The organism is Nocardia sp. NPDC005366, assembly GCF_040606855.1.
Taxonomy (GTDB): Bacteria; Actinomycetota; Actinomycetes; order Mycobacteriales; family Mycobacteriaceae; genus Nocardia.
Map to the genome: position 1 here is coordinate 279,204 of NZ_JBEXFQ010000006.1, position 23,968 is coordinate 303,171.

22 protein-coding genes are annotated in these 23,968 nt (G+C 67.7%); 4 read left to right on the plus strand and 18 right to left on the minus strand.

Going from position 1 to position 23,968, the window contains the following annotated elements; genetic code table 11:
- Positions 1 to 109: 109 nt before the first annotated feature.
- Together ABZS43_RS10045 and ABZS43_RS10050 are read left to right on the plus strand one after the other, a co-directional pair.
- The gene (locus ABZS43_RS10045; protein ID WP_355035469.1) at positions 110 to 2,074 is read left to right on the plus strand and encodes a 2-oxoacid:acceptor oxidoreductase subunit alpha; all 1,965 of its coding nucleotides are present in this window, start codon (positions 110 to 112) and stop codon (positions 2,072 to 2,074) included.
- 1 nt (position 2,075) lies between these two features.
- The gene (locus tag ABZS43_RS10050) at positions 2,076 to 3,158 is read left to right on the plus strand and encodes a 2-oxoacid:ferredoxin oxidoreductase subunit beta (protein ID WP_355035470.1); all 1,083 of its coding nucleotides are present in this window, start codon (positions 2,076 to 2,078) and stop codon (positions 3,156 to 3,158) included.
- A gap of 11 nt (positions 3,159 to 3,169) precedes the next feature.
- On the opposite strand, the gene ABZS43_RS10055 is transcribed toward ABZS43_RS10050, so the two are convergent.
- The 3 genes from ABZS43_RS10055 to hisS form a co-directional block, all read right to left on the minus strand.
- On the minus strand, positions 3,170 to 4,177 hold the full coding sequence (locus tag ABZS43_RS10055; RefSeq protein ID WP_355035471.1) for a malate dehydrogenase: 1,008 nt from the start codon (positions 4,175 to 4,177) through the stop codon (positions 3,170 to 3,172).
- A 167-nt stretch (positions 4,178 to 4,344) separates the two neighbouring features.
- Positions 4,345 to 4,992 carry a hypothetical protein gene (locus ABZS43_RS10060; RefSeq protein WP_355035472.1) on the minus strand — a complete coding sequence of 216 codons (648 nt, stop codon included), beginning with the start codon at positions 4,990 to 4,992 and terminating at the stop codon, positions 4,345 to 4,347.
- Between the two features lie 151 nt (positions 4,993 to 5,143).
- On the minus strand, positions 5,144 to 6,418 hold the full coding sequence (gene hisS / locus ABZS43_RS10065; protein WP_355035473.1) for a histidine--tRNA ligase: 1,275 nt from the start codon (positions 6,416 to 6,418) through the stop codon (positions 5,144 to 5,146).
- 188 nt (positions 6,419 to 6,606) lie between these two features.
- Here hisS and ABZS43_RS10070 point away from each other — a divergent pair, with 188 nt between their 5' ends.
- Positions 6,607 to 7,503 (plus strand): peptidylprolyl isomerase, encoded by an 897-nt coding sequence (locus tag ABZS43_RS10070; RefSeq protein ID WP_355035474.1) that lies wholly within the window; start codon positions 6,607 to 6,609, stop codon positions 7,501 to 7,503.
- Positions 7,504 to 7,922: 419 nt separating this feature from the next.
- Positions 7,923 to 8,468 (plus strand): hypothetical protein, encoded by a 546-nt coding sequence (locus ABZS43_RS10075; protein ID WP_355035475.1) that lies wholly within the window; start codon positions 7,923 to 7,925, stop codon positions 8,466 to 8,468.
- 21 nt (positions 8,469 to 8,489) lie between these two features.
- Here ABZS43_RS10075 and ABZS43_RS10080 read toward each other — a convergent pair whose 3' ends face one another.
- The 15 genes from ABZS43_RS10080 to ABZS43_RS10150 form a co-directional block, all read right to left on the minus strand.
- On the minus strand, positions 8,490 to 9,218 hold the full coding sequence (locus tag ABZS43_RS10080; RefSeq protein WP_355035476.1) for a DUF4913 domain-containing protein: 729 nt from the start codon (positions 9,216 to 9,218) through the stop codon (positions 8,490 to 8,492).
- A complete protein-coding gene (locus tag ABZS43_RS10085; RefSeq protein ID WP_355035477.1) occupies positions 9,215 to 11,101 on the minus strand; it encodes a TraM recognition domain-containing protein in 1,887 nt (628 codons plus the stop codon). The genes ABZS43_RS10080 and ABZS43_RS10085 overlap by 4 nt, the downstream gene beginning before the upstream one ends.
- Before the next feature lie 46 nt (positions 11,102 to 11,147).
- Positions 11,148 to 11,696 (minus strand): hypothetical protein, encoded by a 549-nt coding sequence (locus tag ABZS43_RS10090; protein WP_355035478.1) that lies wholly within the window; start codon positions 11,694 to 11,696, stop codon positions 11,148 to 11,150.
- 98 nt (positions 11,697 to 11,794) lie between these two features.
- Positions 11,795 to 13,468: a peptidoglycan DD-metalloendopeptidase family protein gene (locus ABZS43_RS10095; RefSeq protein ID WP_355035479.1), complete on the minus strand. Its 1,674-nt coding sequence runs from the start codon at positions 13,466 to 13,468 to the stop codon at positions 11,795 to 11,797.
- Positions 13,465 to 13,773: a transposase gene (locus ABZS43_RS10100; protein ID WP_355035480.1), complete on the minus strand. Its 309-nt coding sequence runs from the start codon at positions 13,771 to 13,773 to the stop codon at positions 13,465 to 13,467. Before ABZS43_RS10100 ends, ABZS43_RS10095 begins: the two co-directional genes overlap by 4 nt.
- A gap of 79 nt (positions 13,774 to 13,852) precedes the next feature.
- Complete coding sequence (locus ABZS43_RS10105; RefSeq protein WP_355035481.1) at positions 13,853 to 16,132, minus strand: hypothetical protein; 2,280 nt, start codon at positions 16,130 to 16,132, stop codon at positions 13,853 to 13,855.
- Positions 16,133 to 16,139: 7 nt separating this feature from the next.
- Positions 16,140 to 17,630, minus strand: a complete 1,491-nt coding sequence (locus ABZS43_RS10110; RefSeq protein ID WP_355035482.1) for an SCO6880 family protein — start codon at positions 17,628 to 17,630, stop codon at positions 16,140 to 16,142.
- A complete protein-coding gene (locus ABZS43_RS10115; RefSeq protein ID WP_355035483.1) occupies positions 17,627 to 19,099 on the minus strand; it encodes a hypothetical protein in 1,473 nt (490 codons plus the stop codon). Before ABZS43_RS10115 ends, ABZS43_RS10110 begins: the two co-directional genes overlap by 4 nt.
- A 277-nt stretch (positions 19,100 to 19,376) precedes the next feature.
- Positions 19,377 to 20,189 (minus strand): hypothetical protein, encoded by an 813-nt coding sequence (locus ABZS43_RS10120; RefSeq protein WP_355035484.1) that lies wholly within the window; start codon positions 20,187 to 20,189, stop codon positions 19,377 to 19,379.
- Positions 20,186 to 20,806, minus strand: coding sequence for a hypothetical protein (locus ABZS43_RS10125; RefSeq protein ID WP_355035485.1), 621 nt, complete (start codon positions 20,804 to 20,806; stop codon positions 20,186 to 20,188). Before ABZS43_RS10125 ends, ABZS43_RS10120 begins: the two co-directional genes overlap by 4 nt.
- A gap of 28 nt (positions 20,807 to 20,834) precedes the next feature.
- Positions 20,835 to 21,110 (minus strand): hypothetical protein, encoded by a 276-nt coding sequence (locus ABZS43_RS10130; protein WP_355035486.1) that lies wholly within the window; start codon positions 21,108 to 21,110, stop codon positions 20,835 to 20,837.
- A 5-nt stretch (positions 21,111 to 21,115) separates the two neighbouring features.
- Complete coding sequence (locus ABZS43_RS10135) at positions 21,116 to 21,412, minus strand: hypothetical protein (protein WP_355035487.1); 297 nt, start codon at positions 21,410 to 21,412, stop codon at positions 21,116 to 21,118.
- A gap of 58 nt (positions 21,413 to 21,470) precedes the next feature.
- On the minus strand, positions 21,471 to 22,112 hold the full coding sequence (locus ABZS43_RS10140) for a hypothetical protein (protein ID WP_355035488.1): 642 nt from the start codon (positions 22,110 to 22,112) through the stop codon (positions 21,471 to 21,473).
- The gene (locus ABZS43_RS10145) at positions 22,109 to 22,990 is read right to left on the minus strand and encodes a hypothetical protein (RefSeq protein WP_355035489.1); all 882 of its coding nucleotides are present in this window, start codon (positions 22,988 to 22,990) and stop codon (positions 22,109 to 22,111) included. The genes ABZS43_RS10140 and ABZS43_RS10145 overlap by 4 nt, the downstream gene beginning before the upstream one ends.
- A gap of 16 nt (positions 22,991 to 23,006) precedes the next feature.
- Complete coding sequence (locus ABZS43_RS10150; RefSeq protein WP_355035490.1) at positions 23,007 to 23,951, minus strand: hypothetical protein; 945 nt, start codon at positions 23,949 to 23,951, stop codon at positions 23,007 to 23,009.
- Positions 23,952 to 23,968 lie beyond the last annotated feature (17 nt).

Below are 23,968 nucleotides of genomic sequence, written 5' to 3' on the forward strand. Positions count from 1 at the left end.
GCCGCGCCGATTCTCGGCGGAGACCGCACTTCACCCGCGCGGGGGCCGTCTCGCGGAGTACTTTGGCCACTAGCACCCCTCTCACGCGACGAGGAAGTGAAGAAGGCATATGGTCTCGCACCAAAGTGCGGTCGGCACAGCGAAATTGGAAAAGGTCGTCATACGATTCGCCGGTGATTCCGGCGACGGAATGCAGCTGACCGGTGACAGGTTCACGCACGAGGCCGCCGCGTTCGGCAACGACCTCGCCACCCAACCCAATTTCCCCGCCGAGATCCGCGCGCCACAGGGCACACTGCCCGGCGTCTCCTCGTTCCAGATCCAGATCGCCGACTACGACATCCTCACCGCGGGCGATCAGCCCGATGTCCTGGTGGCGATGAATCCGGCCGCGCTGAAATCGAATCTGGAGGACGTACCGCGCGGCGGCACGGTGATCGTGAACATCGATGAATTCACCAAGCGCAATCTGAGCAAGGCCGGTTATACCGGCGACCCACTCGAGGACGACACCCTGGCCGATTTCACGGTGCACCGGGTCGCCATGACCGCGCTGACATTGGGCGCGGTCGAACCCTCCGGGGTCGGCAAGAAAGACGGTCAGCGCGCGAAGAACATGTTCGCCCTCGGTCTGCTGTCCTGGATGTACGGGCGTCCGATCGGCGGCACCGAGAAATTCATGCGGGAGAAGTTCGCCGCGAAACCCGATATCGCCGAGGCGAACGTCCTCGCCTTCCGAGCGGGCTGGAATTACGGCGAGACGACCGAGAGTTTCGCCGCCACCTTCGAGATCGCGCCAGCGACGCTGCCGCCGGGCACCTACCGGCAGATCACCGGCAATACCGCTCTCGCCTACGGCCTGGTGACGGCGGGCCAGCTGGCCGGGCTGCCGGTCTTCCTCGGCACCTACCCGATCACCCCCGCCTCCGACATCCTGCACGAACTGAGCAAGCACAAGAATTTCGGCGTCACCACCTTCCAGGCCGAGGACGAGATCGCCGGAATCGGTGCGGCGCTCGGCGCTTCGCTCGGCGGGGCGCTCGGGGTGACCAGCACCTCCGGGCCTGGTCTCGCACTCAAGAGCGAGACCATCGGACTCGCCGTCATGACCGAACTGCCGCTGGTGATCGTGGATGTGCAGCGCGGCGGGCCGTCCACCGGCCTGCCCACCAAGACCGAACAGTCCGACCTGCTGCAGGCCATGTACGGGCGTAACGGTGAATCACCGGTCGCCGTCCTCGCCCCGCGCTCGCCCGCCGACTGTTTCGCCACCGCGGTGACGGCCGCGCGCATCGCGCTGACCTACCGCACCCCGGTACTGCTGCTCTCCGACGGCGCGATCGCCAACGGGTCGGAACCGTGGTCGATTCCCGATGTCGAGAGCCTGGAACGCATCGATCCCGCATTCGAACCGGATGCCGTGGACGACACCGGTTTCCAGCCGTACGCCCGCGATCCGGAAACCCTGGCCCGTCCGCTCGCCGTGCCGGGGACCGCGGGACGCGCGCATCGCATCGGCGGTCTGGAGAAGGCCGACGGCAGCGGCAATATCTCCTACGAACCGGATAACCACGAACTCATGGTCCGGCTCCGCCAAGCCAAGATCGACGGTATCGCCGTGCCGGAACTCGAGGTCGACGATCCGGACGGTAGCGCGGAACTCCTGATGCTCGGCTGGGGCAGTTCCTACGGCCCCATCGGTGAGGCGTGCCGCCGAGCCCGACGCCGCGGCGTCGCGGTGGCCCAGGCCCACCTGCGGCATCTGAATCCCATGCCGCCCAATCTGGAAGCCGTGTTGCGGCGCTACCGGATGGTCGTCGTCCCGGAGATGAACGGCGGGCAGCTCGCCATGCTGTTGCGGGCGAAATACCTCGTGGACGTGCGGCCGTGGACGAAGATCGCGGGCACCGCGTTCGCCGCGCAGGAACTCGTCGGCGTCATCGACGCCGCCATGGACGGCTCGCTCGCGGAAATGGAGCACGGCAAAGCGTTCGCCGCCCGCGCACGGGCCACCTACCGCACGCGGACGGGTGACCGATCACCGGCCGCTCGATCCAGTACCGGGGGTAACTGAGATGACCATCATCGAGACTTCGCTCGTCGGAACCGATCTGGGGCTCACCGGCCTGTCGGGGGTGCCCGTCGCGGACGGCCCGCAGAAGGTCAAGGAATTCACCTCCGATCAGGAGGTGCGCTGGTGCCCCGGCTGCGGGGATTACGTCATACTCGCGACGGTTCGCGGTTTCCTCGCCGAACTCGGGTTGCGCAGGGAGAACCTGATGTTCGTCTCCGGGATCGGCTGCTCGAGCCGCTTCCCGTACTACCTCGAGGCCTACGGCATCCATTCCATCCACGGCCGCGCACCCGCCATCGCCACCGGATTGGCCGTCACCCGCCCCGATCTGTCGGTGTGGGTCGTCACCGGCGACGGCGACGCCCTGTCCATCGGCGGCAACCACCTGATACACGCGCTGCGGCGCAATGTGAACATGACCATCCTGCTGTTCAACAACCGCATCTACGGTTTGACCAAGGGGCAGTACTCCCCCACCTCCGAACCCGGCAAGATCACCAAATCCACCCCGGTGGGGTCGGTGGATCACCCGTTCAACACGCTGTCCGTCGCCCTCGGCGCCGAGGCGACCTTCGCCGCCCGCGCACTCGACTCCGATCGCGCGGGCCTCACCGAGGTGCTGCGCGCCGCCGCCGAACACCGGGGCACCTCCTTCGTAGAGATCCTGCAGGACTGCCCCATCTTCAACGACGGCTCCTTCGACGCGTTACGTCGCGACAACGCGGCCGACCATCTCGTTCCCCTGCGCCACGCCGAACCCATCCGCTTCGGCGCGGACCGCGAATTCGCCGTGGTGCGAGACGGTTTCGGCCTCGCGGTCGCGCGGTCCGAGGATGTCGCCGAATCCGACATAGTCGTCCACGACGCCTACGCCGACAACCCCGAATACGCCTACGCGCTCTCGCGTCTGTCCGACCAGGATCTCGACCACGTCGTCACCGGAATCTTCCGCAGCGTCAGCCGCCCCACCTACGACGACGGCGTCCGCGCGCAGACCGCCGCCGCCCGCGAGCGCGACCCGGTCCGCGCCGATTCCCTGCAGAACCTGCTCAACGGCTCCGAAACCTGGACCGTGGGCGGCTGAACCGGCCCGACTCAGGCGCGTTTGGCGAATCCGAGATCGATGACGGCTTCGCGTTCCTGTTCGAGCTCGGCGACACTCGCGTCGATGCGGGCGCGCGAGAAGTCATCGAGCTCGAGGCCCGCGACGATCTCGTACTCACCGCCCGAGCAGGTGACGGGGAAGGAACTGATGAGTCCACCGGGGATGCCGTAGGAACCATCGGACGGGACGGCCATCGAGGTCCAGTCGCCCTCGGCGGTGCCGAGGGACCAGTCGTGAATGTGATCGATGGCGGCGCTGGCCGCGCTGGCGGCCGAGGACGCGCCCCTCGCCTCGATAATGGCGGTTCCGCGGCGCTGGACGGTGGGAATGAAAACCGTCCGCACCCAGTCCGGATCCCCGATGAGGTCCAGGGCGCGACGGCCGCCGATGGTGGCATGGGTGATATCGGGATATTGGGTCGCGGAATGGTTGCCCCAGATGGCGACGCGGGCGATGTCGGCGCCGGACGCGCCGGATTTCTTGACCAATTGGGCGATGGCGCGATTGTGGTCGAGACGGGTCATCGCGGTGAAGCGCTCGGCGGGCACATCGGGGGCGTTGCACATGGCGATGTAGGCATTGGTATTGGCCGGGTTGCCCACCACCAGCACCTTGACGTCGTCGGCGGCGCTGGCGTTGATGGCCTGCCCCTGTTCGGTGAAGATCGGGCCGTTGGCCGCGAGCAGGTCGCCCCGCTCCATTCCCGCGGTGCGCGGTCGCGCGCCGACAAGCAGCGCCACATTCGCCCCGTCGAAGCCGACCCACGGATCGTCGCTGATATCGATGGATTCGAGCAGCGGGAACGCGCCGTCCTCCAATTCCATCGCGACACCCTCCAGCGACGCGACAGCAGCGGGAATCTCGAGCAGTCGTAACCGCACGGGAGCCTCGGATCCGAGCATCGCCCCGGAGGCGATCCGGAACAGCAGCCCGTAGGCGATCTGGCCTGCTCCTCCGGTCACGGCAACGGTCACGGGCGCGTTCCGAGCGGTGCTCACGACGTCGACTCCTTGCGTCAATTGGACAACTCGTCCTCAACCCTATCGAGTCTCACCGTCCTCGAAGGCCGGGCGTGAGCTACGTGACAGTAGTCGCCGGATACTCCCCGGCCCGCCGTGCGCGCGTTCGCGGCTGGTTCATCCCGGATGATCGGCCGGTCCGGGTTTCATCCGAGTTCGGCGACCTCGGTGTCGGTGAGGACGACCGGCGACACCGCGTCCTTGGCCCTGGCCAGCTGAACGGCCTTGTACAGCGGCCGATCGGCCAGGCCTGCATCGCGAGCTTCGGCGCGCAACTGGTGAACCAGGACGTCCGAAACAGCTACGGCAGCGGCCAATCGGCCCGCCGCCAAGGCATCGGCGAGTGTGCGCAGACCGAGTAGATGCAGTTCGCGACCGCTGCCCACGTCGGTGTACATGGCCAGGGGGATGATCTGGGTGTCGGGTCCCGCGGTGACGCGCAGCACGATGCGGCTGAGCCTGGACGGGTACACCAGCAATTCGGCGCCGGTGGCCTCGGGGAGTTCGATGCGACGCTCCCCGAATATCCGCCGCACGTGCATCGTGGTGCCGGTCATCCACATCCGCCTGCGCCGTATCGCCAGCGCGTAACCGATGGTCGGCACGCCGACCGCCACACCGATGGCCGCCGCTATCGGCCAGCTCACCACCGTCGCCGCCAGCAGCGCAGCGCCGACCCCGACCCCGGTCGCCGCCAGCGCCAGTTTGCGTAGCATCGGCGCGTACACCTCGGGGGCGACCAGATCGAGGCCGATCGCCGAAACAGCTTCCGCGTCACCGGGATTCGACTCCACCGACCCTGCCTCTCCGCGACTTCGCGCCTCATCGGCGCGCCGGAAAACGATACCCCGTGCCCCGGTATCGCGGAGGCGCTTACGGGACGTGGGCGCCCCGGCCCGGACGGGTCCGAACCTGGGCCGGGACCGAGGACGCCGGGTCGGCGAGCTACCGGGTGAGGGCCTCACCGAGTATCGCGACCACCTCGTCGAGCGACACCTGCCGCTGATCGCCGGTGCCGAGATCCTTCAGGCCGATGGTGTTCTCCGCCAGGTCGCGGTCGCCGAGGACGAGCGCGAACTTCGCTCCGGAGCGATCAGCCACCTTCATCGCGCTCTTGATGCCGCGACCGCCGTAGGCCAGATCGACCCGGATCCCCGCCGCGCGCAGCCGCGCCGCCAGTACCACGAGTCGCTGCTTGGCGGCATCACCCAGCGGCACCCCGAATACCTCGCAGGTCGCCGGATCACCCGCCGGCCTGCCCTCCGCACGCAGCGCGAGGACGGTCCGGTCCACGCCGAGCCCGAACCCGATACCGGACAGCGGCTGGCCGCCCAATTCGGCCATCAGCCCGTCGTAGCGCCCGCCACCGCCGATGCCGGATTGGGCGCCGAGCCCGTCGTGCACGAATTCGAAGGTCGTCTTCGTGTAGTAGTCGAGGCCGCGGACCATGCGCGGATTGACCACGTACGGCACGCCGAGCGCGTCGAGGTAGCCGAGCACCTGCTCGAAATGGGTCTTGGCCGATTCCGAGAGGTGATCGATCATCAACGGCGCGGCCGCGGTCATTTCCTTGACCTCGGGCCGCTTGTCGTCGAGCACCCGGAGCGGATTGATCGAGGCGCGCCGCTTGGTGTCCTCGTCCAACGGCAGTGTGTACAAGAATTCCTGCAGCAGCTCCCGGTATTGCGGACGGCAGGTCTCGTCGCCGAGCGAGGTGACCTCCAGCCGGAAATCACTGAGTCCGAGCGCGCGGTAACCCGCGTCGGCGATGGCGATGACCTCGGCGTCCAGCGCCGGATCATCGACGCCGATGGCCTCGACCCCGACCTGCTGCAATTGCCGGTATCGACCGGCCTGCGGACGTTCGTAGCGGAAGAACGGCCCCGAATAGACCACCTTCACCGGCAGTTGGGCCGATTTGTCCAAGCCGTGCTGGATGACCGCGCGCATGACGCCCGCCGTGCCCTCCGGGCGCAGCGTGAAACTCTGACCGTTGCGGTCGGCGAAGGTCCACATCTCCTTGCTGACCACGTCGGTCGACTCGCCGACGCCGCGGGCGAACAACGCCGTCTCCTCGAAGATCGGCAGCTCGATATGTCCGTACCCGGCCAGGGTCGCGGCGCGAATCAGTTCCTCGCGTACCGCGGCGAACTCCGAGGAGCCGGGCGGGACGTAGTCAGGAACCCCCTTCGGGGCGGAGAAGCTGCTGGTCTTGGTCACGATGGTCAAGTTTCCACCACTGTGCCCCGACAAGTCCAACCGGTTTGCCCGCGGCCGACGCCGAGGCGGGTCACCGGCACGCGCGCGGTCGTCGCCCGCCACGCTCGTTCGGAGGAACTAGCGGAACTCTAAGGAAGAGATGGCACACTGTTCCCCCGAAAGGACCGGATAACGGGAGGAACGTGTCAGTGCCGAGCAACGAACAGCGACGAGCAGCGGCCAAACGGAAGCTGGAGCGCCAGCTGGCCACCCGCGCCGATCGGGCCCGCAAGCGCAAGCAACTCACGATCGCGGGATCGGTGCTCGGCGTGGTCGTCGTGGTCGCGGCGGTCACCGGCGTCTACTTCCTCACCAAGGGAGACGACAGCGACAACACCGCCGCCGAGCCCAAGGACGCCTCGCTCACCGCCGCTCCGCCCGCCGCGAAGGCCAAGCCCGCACTGGTCAACTGCAGCTACCGCGACGGTCGCACGCCCGCCGACAAGCCGGTGCACAAGCCCGAGCGCACCGAGGTGCCGACCACGGGCAACGACGCGAAGGTCAGCTTGAGCGTGGAGACCAGCGCCGGGCCCATCGGGCTGACGCTGAACAACGCCGAATCTCCGTGCACGGTGAACAGCTTCATGAATCTGGTCGACCAGAAGTACTTCGACGACACCACCTGCCACCGCATGACCGCGAGCGAGGGTCTCAAGGTGTTGCAGTGCGGCGATCCGGTCGCCACCGGAATGGGCGGTCCCGGTTACGAATTCGACAACGAGTACCCGACCGATCAGTACGCGGCCGGTGATCCGAACTCGCAGATGCCGGTCGACTACAAACGCGGCGTGCTCGCCATGGCCAACGCGAACAGTTCCGCCGGGTCGGACGGACTGGATGGCAAGGCCACCAACGGAAGCCAGTTCTTCATCGTCTACGGCGATTCGCAACTACCGCCCCAGTACACGATTTTCGGCACCGTCGACGAGGGTGACATGGCGACCCTAGACAAGATCGCCAAGGCAGGCCAGGACAATTCCAACGGGCCCGGCGACGGCAAGCCCACCACTCCCGTGACGATCGAGTCGGTTCAGCTCGATCGCTGACGATCTCGAATTCGCGGGCCCGGCACCACATCTGGCGCCGGGCCCGGCCCGTTCCTGGCGGCGGGACAGCTCCGGCAGCGCCGCGGAATTCCTCCGGTTAGGGTACCCTCATGCTGGAGATCGGCCGCTACATACCCATGCGTGCCGGAATTGTGCGATATATGCTGTTATCGACACGTCCGTACACCTGTGCCAGGTCTTTCTCGGGTAATCTCGAAAGAAGGAGTGCGCGTAGTGTAGCCATCCCGCACGGGCCATCCCCCACACCGGGAAAGCCACGACACGAGCCCTCCGGGTGTCCGCGTTTGCAGACGTGGCACTGCCCCTCGGACTACAGTTCGCGTGGCGGTGTCCGTCACTGAGTACGTCACTGAGTACCACAATCATCCATAGTGATCCTGCAGCATCGGGGAGCAGCCATGTCCGGAGAATTGGACGACATCGCCAAGGAAACAGGCGCGATGATGAGGACCATGTTGCAGCTTGCGACCCTCGTCGCACTGCGCACCCGCGAGCGTGGCCAGAAAGAAGCCGAGGCCCGCGTCAAGATCACCGAGGCCCGCCTCAAGGAGGCCAGGGAACTTCAGATCCGTGAGGCCCGCGACGCCAAGGCGAAGGACCCACGCAATCTCGAACTCGCGCGCATGGTGGAAAACCCGGTACCGAGTCTCGGGATCTCACTGGAGAAGGATCGCTTCTCCGGCACGTCGGAGGCAGGCAAGGCAGCGGCCACCGCATCGGCCACACCGCAGATCCGCTACGACTCGGCCGAACGCCGCGGCGCGATCGCGGCGCATCTCGCCCGCATCGGCGTCGCGCCCGAGTTGGCGGCGGTTCGGATGCTCGTCGAAGTCGGCCAGGCGCAGCCCGTCCAGGAAGCGGCCCGCGCCCGATCAAAAGAAGCGCCGACGGCCGCGTTGGCCCGCGAACAGGAATTGGCCCGCGGGCTCGAACGCACCCTCTGAACGCTCGCCGATCCGGCCGGACTACTGCTCCGGCGCGGGATCGGTGAACATTCCCTGTTTTTCCATCGTGACCGGGAGCGGGCTGACCTTACTCTGATGCCCGCCACGGACGGTGCAGTACTTGAACGGACCCCTCGGGTTGAAAAGCTGCGCCATCTGCGGATCGGCATGCTCCAGAAACCATCTGCTCAGCCCTTCCGACGGATCCGTCCGATAGAACTCCCATGCGCGCCATAGTGCGTCGAGCCTGACCACGGCCTCTTGGTGCTGCCACCATTGCGGGCACCAGACCGTGTCGCTGAGGTCGGTGACCTGGCGCTGATAGATCAGGCTCAGATAGTTCTCGACGAAGTCGACGACGGTGGAATACATCCGATCGGTGGGAGGATCGGCATTCATATCGGCGAAGACGCCATCGGGCGGTGACTCGATCGGCAGCGGGCCGAGCATATCGCGGTGGCCGTGGCGCACACCGCAGTATTTGAACGGCCCGCGCGGATCGAACAGTCGTTTCATATGCGGATCGGCATGCTGGAGCAGCCAGTAGCTCAGCCCACCACGCTCGTCACGGTGCAACTGTTCCCATGACCGCCACAGGGCGTTGAGACGGGTCGCCGCCTCGACGTGGCGCCACCACTCATCGCACCAGACGGTATCGGTCGAATCGCTGACTTGGCGCTGATAGATCTGGCCGAGGTACTCCTCGACGAACACCGCCACATTGGCGAACTTGGGTTGTTCGTCACTCACAGTGGCCGTACCTCCTCCGGCTGGCCGTGGTCCTGCGGCGGCGCCGACTTGACCAATGACGGCGCGTTCTCCCGCACCACTTCCTTGTCCAGTACCGGTGATCCGTAGATATCGGCGATCTCGGTCTTGCGCGTCGGATCGTGGCGCTTGATGGATTGTTCGACCTCGGCGGAGTATTCGCTCTCCCACCACGCCACGGTGCGCACGAGCACGGGCGGTGCGCCCGAGGAGAACACGATGACGCGCCCGCGCGGCAACGTCGCGAGTCCGTTCACCGAGAACGTCTTGGACGAGCCGAGTGAGCGCGAATAGCTCTTGCCGCTAGCGGATTCGGAGACCGACTGGGAAATGGCGTCGTATTCGCCGAGCGCCTCGGATCGGTCCCGCAAGAAGTTGGTGTCGTCGACACCACTGCCGAGCACCTTGATATTGGCCGCCGACCACAGCGCGGACATACCGTCCTCACCCCAGCAACGCACCCCTTGCGCCCACGACTGGAGCACGGTCATGACGACGATGCCCCGTGAACCGAAGTGGCTGTACTGCTTGGGAAGATCCTTCCAGCGCACCACGTTCGCCGCCTCGTCGAGCACCGCGAGAAGGGGTATGCCGAGACGTCCGCCACGCGATCTGGACGCCTTCTGCATCGCGACGTCGATCACGGCTTCGGTGAGCGCGCTCACCAGCGGTGAGGCCGACCCGCGGCCCTCCAGCGACAAGCTGTACAGGGTGCCGTTGTCCTCGATGAACTCCAGTTCGTCGAACAGTTTGCGCTCGACGCTGCGCCCGTTGGCGAGAACGGTGGTGCCGGGAGTGACCCAATCGTGCACATTGGTCAACTTGAGGCAGCGGACCATCTTCTTCGCCGTGCCGAAAACGCCACTGCGCGTGCGTTCATCGGCTTGGTACTGCCCGGTCAGGCCATCGGCGCTGAATTCGTGCTCGGCATCGCGCAACAGCTGGATGGGAGTCTCGTCCCTGGGATGGGTCACCCAATACCACACCTGGGTGATCGGCTTCTTCCCCACGGCGGCTGCCAGGAACAGGCCGGCCAGCAGATCCTCGGCCTCCGGGTCGAAGAACGCGTCGCCCTTGGCGTCCGAGCCGTCGTCGCTGTCGGCGAAATGCCCGGCCAGGCGCGCCGCGCGCATCTCACAACCCACGTGTTCGGGATCGACCCATTTGAGCGGATTCCAGTACCACGTCGGCTCCTCGGCCGCCACGCCCTGCGGATCGAAGACATAGGTCGGACTGCCCTTGGCGGCGCGCACATCCCTGGTCGCGTCGACCACGTCGCGCTTGTTCGAGGTCGCGAGAACCGGACCGATCGCGGTGAGAATGGCGGGTATCACGCGGGAGGTCGATTTGCCCTGACGCGGCCCCCAGATATCGATGTGCAGATCCTCATAGGACCCGTACAACATGGTTCCGTCGGCGACCCCGACGCCGATCGGCACCCCGGGCGTGTCCTCGCGGCCGAGGTTGATGCCGAGTTGTTCGGCCTTCTCACGCACGCCCGCCTCGGTCAGCGCCGCGATCGCACCGCCGCTGCCCATCACGTCGGCCTTGTCGTCGACCGGAAGTCTGCCCTTGGACGCGCGAGCCTTGGATTGTTTGCGCGTCAACAGGAACACCGCGAGCACCGCGATCACCAGCAGCACGATCACCGTGGCGGCTACGGGCCATTTCAGCTGTCCGCGAGCCATTTTCGCGATGATCTCGATCGGGTTGATCGGAATGTCCTGCCGCTCGGACGACAACGCGTTGCCCAGGTGCAGGGCGAGCAACAGTGTCGCGAACACCGCGGCACCGGCGTAGACGGCGTACAGACCGAGATCGGGTCCGACCGCGGCCGGATCCTTCACCGGCTTCTTCTTTGCCATCTGTGCCTCCTCGAATTGCCTTGCGGTGGTGAATAAGTGCGGCGTGTCAGCGGAACGCGTCGAGCCGCCAGCCCTCGGCCGTGCGCACGACGGTCGCGATGACCGTGCTCGGCGGCAGCGGTTCCTTGCGCCCGTCCGGGTAGACGACGGTCTGCTCGATCCCGATCTTGTACTGCTCGGTATTGGGGTCGGCGCCGGCGGGCGGACGCTCCCCGGAGGCGAAGGTGAATGCCTGCACGGTGGCCTTCGCCTTGGCCCAATCCGACCACTGCAACGACTGCCTGGGCGTCTCGGTCACCGCGGGCGTGGTATCGAGCACCCGGATCAGGCTGGGGCCGAGCCATTTCCGCGCCCGACTCAGCGACGATCCCTGGGCCTCGGCGGCGGGTTGCCAGGTGTAGATCTCCTTCAGCGCCGCCACCGCGACGCCGTCCGGCGTCACCGGATCCGGCGCCGGGGCCACCTCGAGCAACCGGGTCGTCGACGTGGCTCGACCCGACGCGCCGGAATCCGCTCCGCCGCCGTCGCTTCCACACGCCGCGCCCAGCATCGCCACGCTCACCACCAGCATCACCACCAGTTTCGCGGGTGCCATTCCCTGATCCTTCAAGGCTAACCGCAGCCGACCGCGACGTCGCGGTCCGAACCTCGTGTATTGCCCGGCGTGTTCGCCGATCCGATCCGCGCTCACGCTCACAGCACCCTCCTCACCCGCGCGTCGCCAGGCACCGCCGTCTCACCGACGCCGCCGCCACCGCGGCCGGGTGCGGCGGGAGCGGACTGGATCATCCTGCCCTCCCCGGCATAGATCCCGACCTGCGCCGGGCCGCGCGCCCCGAAGGAGCTGAATACCAGGTCTCCCGGCCGCACCTTGCTCATCGGAACCTCGGAGCCCGCCTCCCACTGCTGTTCGGCGGTGCGCGGGAGGACGACCCTGCCCGAGGACGCCGCGAACACCGCGGCCGAGGTCAGCCCAGCCCCGTCCAGGCCACCGCCGCTCGGACCCTGCGGCCCGCCACCGCCCCAGACATACGGGGTGCCGAGCCAGTCGTGGGCGGCCTCGACGATCTGCCGACCCGGGTCGCCTTCGCCGGGGGTGAAACGTCCGGTCGAACCGGGGGCCCGGTATTGCGGTTCCATCGCGAGGATATTGCGCACGTACGGCTGGGTCTCGGAGTAGTGCGCGCCGACCTGGTTGGGCATACCGCCCGAGGCCAGTACCGCGCCCTCACCGGCGTTGTACGCGGCCAGCGACAAGGCGGTGATATCGCCCTGCACCCGTCCCTCGGACTGCCATCGCTCGATCTTGTGCGCGATCGCGCACATGTAGCGTCCCTGACCGACGATGGCGTCACCGTCGTCCCAGACGCTGGCCACGCCGTTACCGTCGACGTCGATGACATAGGGCTTGCCGTCGTCGGGGTCGATACTGGCGGCGGTGCCGGGCAGGAACTGCGCCAGGCCCTGCGCACCCGCGGGTGAGGTCGCGCCACGACGGAAGCCCGACTCCTGGCGGCCCTGCGCGGCCAGCAGCGACGAGGTGATCTGCGGGCAGATCGAACCCGCGCGGCGATACCAGATCTCGAGTTCCTCGGGCACCTTGCCCGCGGCCAGCGCGCCACCCGCGCTGCCGAAGCCGAGGCTGCATCGCGGATCGGCGGAGTACCACTGCGCGCCGCCGAGGTCGGGGGTCGGAGCGCCGTCCAGCCACGGCACCGGATCGATATGCCTGCCGCCGGTGAAACGGCCGCCGGGCACGACCTCGAAATGCAGGTGGGGCCCGCTGGATTCACCGGCGGAACCGACCATCCCGATCTGCTGGCCCGCCCGCACCGTATCCCCTACGCGCACCATCACCCCGGCGTCCCACATATGGCCGTACACGGCCGAATACGCGCGGCCGTTGGTGTCGACCGAGTCGACCACGATCCAATTGCCGAAACCGGACGCGGGCCCGGCGGCGACGACCTTGCCGTCCGATACCGAGAATATCGGTGTCCCGTCCACGGCGGCCAGATCGAGGCCCTTGTGATCGCCGCCGCGCGAGCCGAAGATATCCGAGACCGTGAACGTTCCGATGGCCAGCGGCAGGGTGCGGCGAATCGGGCCGACGCCACCGGCCAGCGACGGGGTCGCGGTGACGGTGGGATTGGCCGATCTCGCTGTGGTGGAGCCGGATTCGGCGGCGGCGGACGAACGCGGATCGCCGGGCGCGGAACCGCCGAGCGGTGGCAGCGCGGACTGCGAGCCGAGCACCGACATGCCCTCGCAGGGATCGTCGACCGAGGGCATGATCACCACGAGCACCACCGCCATGAGCGCGACCACGACGCCCATCACCCCCCACAGCACGCCTTTGGCGCTCACGTGCGACGGCGGGATTCGTTGAGGGTGTCGGCCAGGGTGCGGTTCATCTCGGCGGCGGCGGCCAATTGTTGCTGTAGCAGAGCCACTTTACGACGCAGGGCGGAGGCGTCCATCCGCTCGAGACTCGGCCCCTCGGCGGCACGGACCCAATTGCGCACCGAATTGGTGTGCACGCCGATCTGATCGGCGACCACCCGGCATGCCTCGGATTCGCTACTCAGCGTGCCGGTCAGTGCGATGACCTGCGCCACAGCGGCTTTGCGCACCTCCGGCGATACCCTGCGGTAGGACCGATGCGGCATCATCGGACACCTCCTCCACCACCCGACTCCGGCCGCCAGGGCGCGCGGCGCGGCGTGGATGCCGCGTATCCCGGCCGAATTCTCATGCGGCGCTCCCACTCGGTGAATCCGGTCCGCGCGTGGTGGATTCGGTGAACTCGCTGAAGCGCTGGTTCGTATCGTGAATCCCGCTTTCCTTCTCCGACACCGTGAATTCCATGTGGAACGGGATGCCGGGGCGACGGTCCTCACCGATCTTCAGCAGGAATTTGCCGGTGCCGGGCGGGGAGGGCCGGTGTTGACCTGGTTTGAGCGCCTCACCGGTCAAGGCCTGCGGCGCTGACCATCCGGTCACCATCTCCTCCTCCGCGGATGTGAACGGCACGATACTGTCCAGCCGTTTGACCTCTTCGGCGGGTAGCGCGCCGAAGATCTTGGCGCGGGCGCGTTCGAGGAAGCCGAGAGCCTTGGCGATCGCGCCTTCCGAGCCGAGGGATTGCAGATCCTTGATGGTGTGGCTGATCATGATGAGCGCGGTCGCGATACTGCGCTGCAAACGGGTCAGCTCATCGACCCGGTCGACCATGAAGTCACCGAGGCCGAGAACCTGCCACAGCTCGTCCATCACGACCTGGAAGTACCGCTGCGGGCCGAGGTCGGCGTCGGCGAGGACGTGCGCCGCCTCGACCGAGGCGAAACCGTCGGCCCAGCAGGCCAGCATGACCGCGGCCTTGAGTTTCTTGTCGCCGGTCGGGATATGCGAGACGTCGATACAGACCGCGACGGCGCTGGTATCGATCGGCACCGAGGTCTGCCCGTTGAAGATCGCGCCGAACGGCCCCTGGGTCAGCGCGCGCAGCGACCGCCGCAACCCCTTGATGGCGTTCTGATATTCGGTGGCGTCGTCCGCGCCCGCGTCGAGCATGAGTTCCTCGCCGCCCGCGACGATCACCTCGAGCAGATTTTCCATGATCGGCGGCTGATCCGGGGTATAGCCGCTGCCAGGTTGGTAGAGGATGCGCAGAGCGGTGGAGATCAGCGTCTCCTCGTAGTCGCGCACCCGCGCGCCGCGCACCAGTTCGACCAGGCCCGCGATCAGTGTCACCTGACGGGCCCGAAGATCCTGGAGGACTTGCAGTTGCAGCGCGGGGAAATCGTCCAGCCTCGGCACCACCGAGCCGAGCACGCCCGCCGCCAGCGGATTGAGTTTGCCGTGGCCGTAACCGAGGTCGATGACCTGGCCGCCGACCAACTCCACCATCTTGCGGTAATCCGGTTTGACGTCGGCGAGGATGAGCGGGGTGATGCCCTGGGCGATACCGCCGAGCACGATCCGCCGCACCAGCGAGGACTTGCCGAAACCGTTGAGCCCCAATACGAAAAGGCTGGGGGCGGTGATGAAGCTGCCACGCAGGAACCAGTTCATCGGATCGAAGCAGACCGGTGCGCCGGTATGCAGATGCGAACCGAGCGGGGTGCCGATCAGCGGCGCTCCCGCGCCGACCGACCACGGCCACAATCCGGCCACCTGGGCGGTGGTGGCCCGGTACTCGACCGGGCGGCCGACCACATTCATCCGGCCCCCGCCCGCGCCCGCGTACCCGCGATCGGTGAGTTGGGCTGTGCTGCGGTCGAATCCGTCCTCGAAGACCTGTTCGGCGCGCGCGGCGTAATTGCGGCGACGGATATCGTCGGTGCGCACCCGGAACGTCGCCCACGCCGCGCGCAGGCCGGAACCCTCGCGACTGATCTGTTCCAGCTTCGACCTGGTGACGTCGTCGAGCAGCGGCGGCCCTGACGTCTTCCGCTTGTCCGCCTTTGCCTTCGCCCGGCGCGCGGCCTTGTCCATGGGCGGGGTTCCCATGGCACGGTCGGCGGTGTAATCGGCCTTGTCCTGACGCGGCACGGGCCGACCGGGACGAGCGTTGTTGCGTTGTGCGGCACCGCGATCGGGACGCGGCGACCCGATGCGGTCGGGGCGGGCGGGGGCGCGGTCCTGACGCTGCGCCGCGCCGCGATCGGAGCGCGGAATCCCCGCGCGATCCTGACGGGGTCCACCGGAACGATCCGGCCGCGCGCCTTCGCGATTCGGGCGCTGCGCCGCACCGCGCGGATTCTCTCCCCGCGCTCGCTCCGCCCTTTCGCGCTCGGCATGCGCCCGATCGGCACGGACAGCGTCGGCCCGCCCGGCCCCGGGGCGCCCCCGTCGCTCGGCCGCGTCGCGCGACGCTCTCCGCTCCCGATCGGACATCTCCCCGACATCGGACCAGTCGTCGCCGCTCATGTTCCGCGCCGGTCGTCGGGCCCGGTCGGGCCAGTCCTCCACACCGGACCGCTGTCCACCGTCATGTCCCCGTCCGGGTGGCTCGTACTCGCGTGCCATGAATCGCTCACCCCGCCAATGCCTTCGGAATCGTCGCGTGTTCCGGCAGGATCACTCCGCACCCGAGCGAGGCCGCGAAGGCCGCCGACTGGTACCGGTAACAACGCCGGATCTTCAGGCGCGCCTGCGTGGACAGGTCGCGGGTGATGGCTTCGATACGCGGCAGGTCACCGCGCAGGGGCTCGGTGATGGTCACCAACGCCCCGAAGCGGGTCACACCGTGACCCCTGGCCTGTTCCTCACGTGCCTGTTGGGTGGCGCCCACCCGCAGGGTCGCCGCGGCCGAGACGACACCGCGTTCGCTCTGCTGGGCCACCAACGCGTTCTTGAAATCGTCGTCGACGATCTCGGCGGCGTCGGCGGCCGAATGGGGCCGATACACGATGGCGATACGCTTGCGCGGCACTTCGGGATTCGGCGCGAGCAGCCGCTGCAGCACTCGCTCGTCCACCGCGCCCTCGGGGGCCGCGTCCATCTCCCAGGTGACCGAGCGGCCACCGTCGTGGATCAGGTGATCCCACTTCTCGTCGTGCGAGACCGGGCCCGCGTCGGCCCAATCCAGGCCGTGGCCTCCGGGTTCGGAGGAGGCGACCTCGAGGTCGGCCTGCGAGGCAGGGTCGTAGCTGCGCCGGATGAACGCGATCACCTCGTCGGCCGACATCGGCTGAGCGCGCACACCCGCCTCCGCCAGCGCGGCGCAGATGCCGGGCAGCCTGCGGCCGATCTCGACGGCCTCCTCGGCCGGATTCTTGCGCCGCTCGGCGGTGGTGGCCTTGAAGGTGATCGCCACCCGGGGCAGCAACTGCACCCGTTCCTGCGGCAATTCGGTGGCCAGTTCGTACATCACCTGCTGGGCGAGGTCGGGCGCCTCCGGCCTGGTGATGGTGGAAACCTCTGTCAGCAAACGGTTTCCGGTCTCGGGCACGGTGTCGATGACGGGCACCACCGCGATGATGTCGCTGGTCTGGCCGACCGAGGCGAGGAACGTGCCCCACGCCGACACCCAGCGGTCGATCACCGGCTGGTCGACCGCCTCGTGGCCCTGCGGCCAGGCCCGCAACACGACCGTGTACTGCGCGAACTGCGGCAGATGGATCATGCCGAAGCTGTAACCGCCCGCATCGATACCCTCGTACAGCTTCGAGGGGGCGAGTAGTCCGGGCAAGCGGGTGACGCCACCGGGGACGCGGGAGAACCGGCCACCCCGATACACGTGCTCGCCGCGATTACGTGAACGCATCCAGTTGAACATCATCAATCCCGTCTCGTATCCGGAGCGGCCGCCGGTCCGCCACACCAGAGGAACCATGATCACCACGCCGGTGCCGCCGACGATCAGACCCCATTGGAACCCACCGACCATCGCGGTGATCAGCGCCGTGATCACCACCACGAAGCCGATGACCGTTTCCTCCCAGCGCAGACCGAAAAGGCCGGCGCTGCGAGGTTTCTGCCAGAGGCCGTACGAACGGCGCTCGTAGATGTCGGACATCGTCATCGCGGAATGGTGCTCCTCCCGAGGTCGGGCGAGCGATTCGCCCAGCGGTCGCCGGCGAGATCGCCCATGGTTTCATCGGCCCGGTTCAGTCCGGTGGTCGCGGCACGGGCGGCGCCGATTCTTCCCGCTGCCCTGGACGCACCGGACGGTACTCCGGCCTGCCCCTGCCCCCCGGAGGCGCGCGGGGGCAGACCCCCGGTACCGCCACCGCCACCGCCACCGCGCGGCGGGGGCACCGGGCGGGATCCACCGCCGCGCGGACCCGCGCCGCCGGGACGCGGACCGCCGCCGCCCGCAACGTATCCGGGCGAACCCGCGCCCGCGGTGCTCTTCACCGCCACCGCCTTGGTGCCCATGGCGCCGAGCGCCGCCGCGCCGATGAGGGTGCCGCCCGCGGCGGTCAGACCCGAACCGCCGGAGCCGACGATCGCGACGGCCGGGGTGACCAGGCGCATCAGGGCGGGAAGCACGAACGCGACACTGCACAGGAGCACGATCGCGACCAGCATGCGCTGGGCCTCTTCGGCTTCCGGCAGGCCGCCGGTCGCGGTCAGCGAGTCCACATGGCCCGCGGTCATGAACGCGATCATGTAGACGATCGCCGCGACCGGCTTGTACAGCATGAACGCGATGATCCAGCCGACCAGCTTCTGATACGACTGCTTACCGGTGTTCATCCCCGACGCGGCGGCGGCCAGCGGCAGCACACCCGCGGCGACGAGCAGCAGGCCCTGGCGCACGATGGCGAGGACGATCTGCGCGAGCGCGCCGAGCAGGCCGACGATCGCGATGATCAACACCAGACCGGGTGAGAACGCCTGCAACTTACTGGTCTTCACCATCAACTCGGCGAGATCCTTGGCGTTGCCGTTGGTCGCGTCGGTGATCACCCACTCGGAGAAGCGATCCGAGGCCTGAGTGCCGGCCACGATGACGGCGCCGAGCATCCACGAACTGAACACCACCCGCGCGAACATGCGGAACGATTCGGCCGCTTCGCTCACCGCGGCCCCGCGCCTGGCCTCGGCCAAGCGCGCGCCCGTCAGGATGACCGAGGCGATGAGCAGCAGTATCTGTATCTGATAGGTGTAGTCGTTGATCTTGGTGAACAACGAACCGTTATCGCTCGCCGCCTCGTTGGGCACCTTCATCCAGAACGTCAACGCCAGGATGATGGCCTCGCCGAGACCCTTCATCAACGAGTCGACCACCTTGCCGAAGGTGGAATCCCACGCCTTGTCCTTGACGGCGGTCGCGGCGTCGCCGGGATGGGACGCGGCATTACCCGCCTTGCACGCCGCGGAGGCCGCGTCGCCGAGGGAGATCCCCGGCAACCCGACATCATCGAGCGTGTCGTGAATCTCGTTGCACGTATCGTCGAAACCATAGGTCTGGCCGTATGCCACCGTCGGTGTCGCGATCATCACGGTGAAGATCACCGCGAAGATCGTGAGAATTCGCCTCACCATTGGGTCCACCCCTCGATATCTAGAAGGGACTCGTTCCGGACTCGCCGATCGCCGGTCACCGGCCGGAGCTTCCCATCGCTGTCCCGCCGCACGACTGCCGGGCGCATGCCCACCCGTGTCGGTCGGCCATCAACTGTTTCTCGAGCCTTTCTCGCGAACCGGACGATCGCGGAATCGTGCTCCGCGAGATATCGGGGGGTCATCGAGGCAACCCCGGCCCGCGCCGCACCGGCGCGCGGCAGTGGCGAGGAGCGTCGCTCGGACGCGGGACAGCGGCTCACCATGCGGTCCACCCTTCGATCGACTCGATGTACTCGGTCGGTGCGCCGCTGGAGGAGGACGGCTTCAGACGCCAGTCGCCCGCATCCCAGACCATCACCAAACGCAGTGCGGCCCACAGTTGTCTGCCATCGATCACCTGACCGCGCGAGGCGAATCGGATGATGGCGAGGTCGTCGGCGTAGTTCTCCACCTTGAAGGCGTCGGAGGCCACGAAATAGCGGGTGATCTTCTCCGGCTGCTGTTTCGGGAGCCGATTCTCGTTCAGCGCCTTGTCGTAGGCCGCGATCTGCGCCGCGGAGACACGGATCTGACGCAGGTACAGTTCGCGATCGGCCGGGCGGGCGTTGATCCGGTAGGTGATCTGCGCCGCGGCCAGCGCAGCGCCCTGCGGCGTATGCGAATAGCCAACGGCCAGACCGTCTTCGATACGCGTCGGCCCGTCGGAGGTGGAGAACGGTACCGACGCGCCGTAGACCCGCTGCCAGCCGCGCGGGGCGGTGGTGCCCTCGGGCGCCGCGGTCAGCCAGTCCGAATCGGTCGGTTTGCGCTGCCGTGACGGATCCTGCGAAAGCGGTTGCCCGGCAGGGTTGTTCGGAATATCGAGACGCCTGCCGAAGATATCGACCTCGGGTTCGGCGAAACCCTCGCCGCTCGTGGTCGTGGTGGCCGCGCCGCTCTCATCGCCGTTCGAATCGTCACTCCCGATCCACATGACGATGCCGACCACCAGGATCAGTGCCAGCAATGCCGCGGACGCGATGGCACCGAAGGAGACGCGCTCGCGCGCGTAGGGCTCCTTCTGACTCACTTCGGTGCCTCCAATGTCACGATGTCGTCGGGTAATTCGTCGATGGACTCGACAGGTCTCGCGGTCGAGTCCGGATCGGGCAGACGTAACCTCCAGTCCTGCTGGAACCATTCGACGGTGGTGTGGTTCACCGCCTTCGAACCGTCGGAGAACTCGGTATAGATATCCACCGCGGTGGACAGGTCGGTGTACTCGGTGATCCGGTAGCCGAGCAGCCGCGGCGCGTACTCCGGCGCGGCGGGCCCCGTGAGGGACAGCTGTAATCGGTTCACCGACCACTCGTCCCGAGCCGGGCCTGGCACGACCTCCCCGGCCACCACCTTCGCCCACTGGCCGTCGGCGGCCACCGACAGCCGGATCGTGTGCGTGATCGCGGCTACCGCCGCGCCGGGCGGGGTGTGCTCGAATTCGACAGCGGCGCCGTCGGTTATCGACTTCGGCCCCTGTGCGGTGCTCGGCAGCGCGACGCCCTGGAAGTCCTGCCACCGCACATCGGTCGGCGGTGCGGCCGGATCCGGCGCCGCGACGCCGTCACCGTCGGCGCCGCAGCCGGCGACCGCGACCAGCGCGGCGCCGAACACGCTCACCGCGTGCGAGCGCATCACTGTGGAATTCATGTCAGAACCGTCCCCATCAGGTACCGGCTCACGTCGGCAGGAACGCCAACGCGATTCCGGAGGCAGTGCTCGCCACCGAAGCGCCGATCAGACTCATCACGACACCGTGGGTGGCGTCGTTGACCGCCATATCGCTGCGGAACGCGATCCACAACCGGCCCGCGGACAGGATCATCCACGCCAGACAGACCAGCAGCACGAACCACAGCAGCCAATTCAGCAAGTGCATCAGTGGTTCGAGTACATCGGAGGGCATTTGCTTATAGGCGAGCAGCTCGCTCGCCGAGAGTCGCACGCTGGACATGGACATCACGTGCCGATGACGGCGTTCATGATGGTGCCCGCGCTGGTCGCGACGACACCGCCGATCATGGCGCCCGCGACCATCTTCGGCGATTCGAGCCCGCCGCCGGTCCACTTCTCCCACGCGAATTTGCCGCCCGCGTAGACGATGCCGCAGATACCCGACAACAACACGAACCAGGTCAGGTACCGCACCAGCTGCAGGATCTTCTCCGAGCCGGGAGGCGCTTCCGGTGTCGGATTCCCGACTTGCGCGAGGACGGCGCCGTAGGTGTCCTGCGCGGCGAACAGCAACATGCTCATCGGCTACCTTCCTCGGAAGTGTGCATCAACGCCCTGTGCATCGACACGGTGCGCGCCATCACGGCTCCTCCTCATCGAAAGACGAACTGGCATCGAGCTTTTCACGGACGACGGCAACAATATCGGCGCCGAGTTCGCGAACCTCGAGCGGGACCTCCTCGAGCGGATCGATCTTGCGCTTCTTCTCCGGCAGCGGGTCGCCAGGCGACCATGTCGGAAGCTGCTCCGGCTCGACCAGCGTCCATTCCTCGTACCACGGCACCTGCCACATCGGGCCAGCCAGCGAGCCGACCACGTCGCGGTAGCGCCGGATCTCCGGGGGCATCCGGCCCGGCCTCGCGGCGACGGTGACGAGGCCGATGACCTCCGATGGCCCGCCGAAACCGAAATGGTGCTGACGCAGCAAATCGTGGGCGCGCGTCAAACCGGCGATCGTTTCCCTGGCCACCAGCACGACAAAGGGGGATTCACGCTCGAAGACGCCGGGCCAGCGGCGGCTCGAATCCGCCGCGGGCGCAAGCACATGCGCGAGCGTAGTGGCTCCGGCGCCGCCGTGCACACCGAGCAACCACACCAGCGGCGCACGGCCGACGCCGGGTACCGGACGCTCCCACACCGGCGCGCGCCTGGACTCGGGCGGCGCCACCACACCCGCCGGTTGGGGATCGTGCTTACGACGAAGATTCATAGCGGCGGTCATGATGCCACCCCCGCCAGCAATCGCGCGTAGGCCTGGCGCGTCTCGTCGGCCAACGACGAGTGCCGGACGAGTTCGCCGCGCGCCAGATGCGGATCGTAGGGAATCTCCCTGATATCACGCACCCAGCCGGAGAGATGTTCACGCAAATGATCGGCAACACGCGAGTCGGAGCCGGGATGCTGATGCGAGACCACGATGGTCGTATCGCCGACGATGCCGGTGCCCGGTCCCTCGCTCGAATCGCCGAACTGGTCATCGAGCCATTCCAGGGTCACCCGCAGCCGATTGGCCGCATCGCTTCTGGCCGGAATGGTAAGGACCATGGCCACATCCGCGTCATCGAGCAGCGGACGCAGCTGACGACCGGCAATCGGATTGCCCCCGTCGTACACCGCGGTGTATCCGGCGTCGTCGACCGCCCGCGCGACGGTGAGATATGTCGCCCTGCGACGCAGCGGCGCGGCATCGCGCCAGAGCAGTCCGATACCGGAGCTCGCCAGCGACAGGCACTCCTTCAACGGGGCGGGTTCATCGTCGCCTCGCCCGTACAGCCAGGACTGCAGGCTGATCGGATGCAGATGTTCGTCCGCGCCGCGCAGGGCCAGATCGCTGCCCGCCGCGGTCGCGTCCACCGCGACGGTCGGGGTGCCCGCCGAGGCGAGTTCGCCCGCGAGACCGAGGGCCGTCGTGGTGGTTCCCGCACCGCCGCAGCCGCCGACCACCAGGATCGGGCGCTGGGCGGGGTCGGCATCGGCGCCGTCGTCGTCACGTTTGCCACGCCGTAGCCGTACTACCGGAGCCTTGGACCGCACCTGTCGGCTCGACGGCCCGCCCGCCCCGGGCGCCTCGTCGAGCCAGCGGCTCCAGTCCTCTCCCATCGTTCTCAACTCTCCTTCATCCGGCCGCGATACCCATGATGAGGGTGCGACCGCCGATCACCGCGGTGGTGACCGTCTGCTTGTTGTACGTGGCCGGCACACCACCCGGCCGGTATTCGGTGACCTCCACCGAATACCTGTTGTCGGTGATCGTGACGACCCGCACGCAGTGCGTGGTGCCCACCGGAATGCTGTCGATACCGCGCTGGATCACCTCCGCGGAGGAGATCGGGGCGTCCGGGGCGACCACCGCGCGCGCCTGTTCTCCCGAACGTTCGGCGTAGTAGGCGTATTGGAAGGCGAGCACCACATCGGGCCCGGAGTCGGTGCTGCCCGCGTCCGCGCCGCGCAGCACGCCCGCGCCGCGTTCGGTCGGGCAGTCGGCTCCGGCGGATCGCGCGCTGCCCGCGGTGAACCGCATGGGCGCGGGTTCCGACCCCGCGGCGCCGCGCTGCCCGGCCGTCTGCACCAGCCACAGCGCGCCCGCACCGGCCAGCAGCAGCGTCAACACGGCGACGATCAGGACGAGGACCACCCTGGCGCGCCGCGTCGCCGGATGCTGCCTGGCCGCGGTGCGCAGCGCCGGAATCGAGCGGGCGCGCGCGGTGGAATCCTCGTCCGGCTCGTCATCGAAGTCGTCGTCATCGGGCCACGGGAAGCGCACCGTGCCGCTGGGACGCGGTTCGTAGTCGTCATCCGGTCCCGGCGCGTGATCGGCCACCCAATCCGACCAGCCGCCGATGAATTCACTGCGTCGCGCGGGCAGATCGGTCGGCACCTCCGCGCGGGCGCGCGCCTCCTCCGGATCCTCTTCGGGAATGTAGTGCGGATACCTCGCAGGGCCGTCGTCCTCGGCACGCACCTGCGCGCTCGCGTCGTCCCGCGCCACCGGAGCGGGGGTCGCCGCGTCCGGCTCGAGCGCGCCGTACCAGCGCGACAGATCTTTGTACGGCTTCAACATTCCCCCATTCCCGCAGC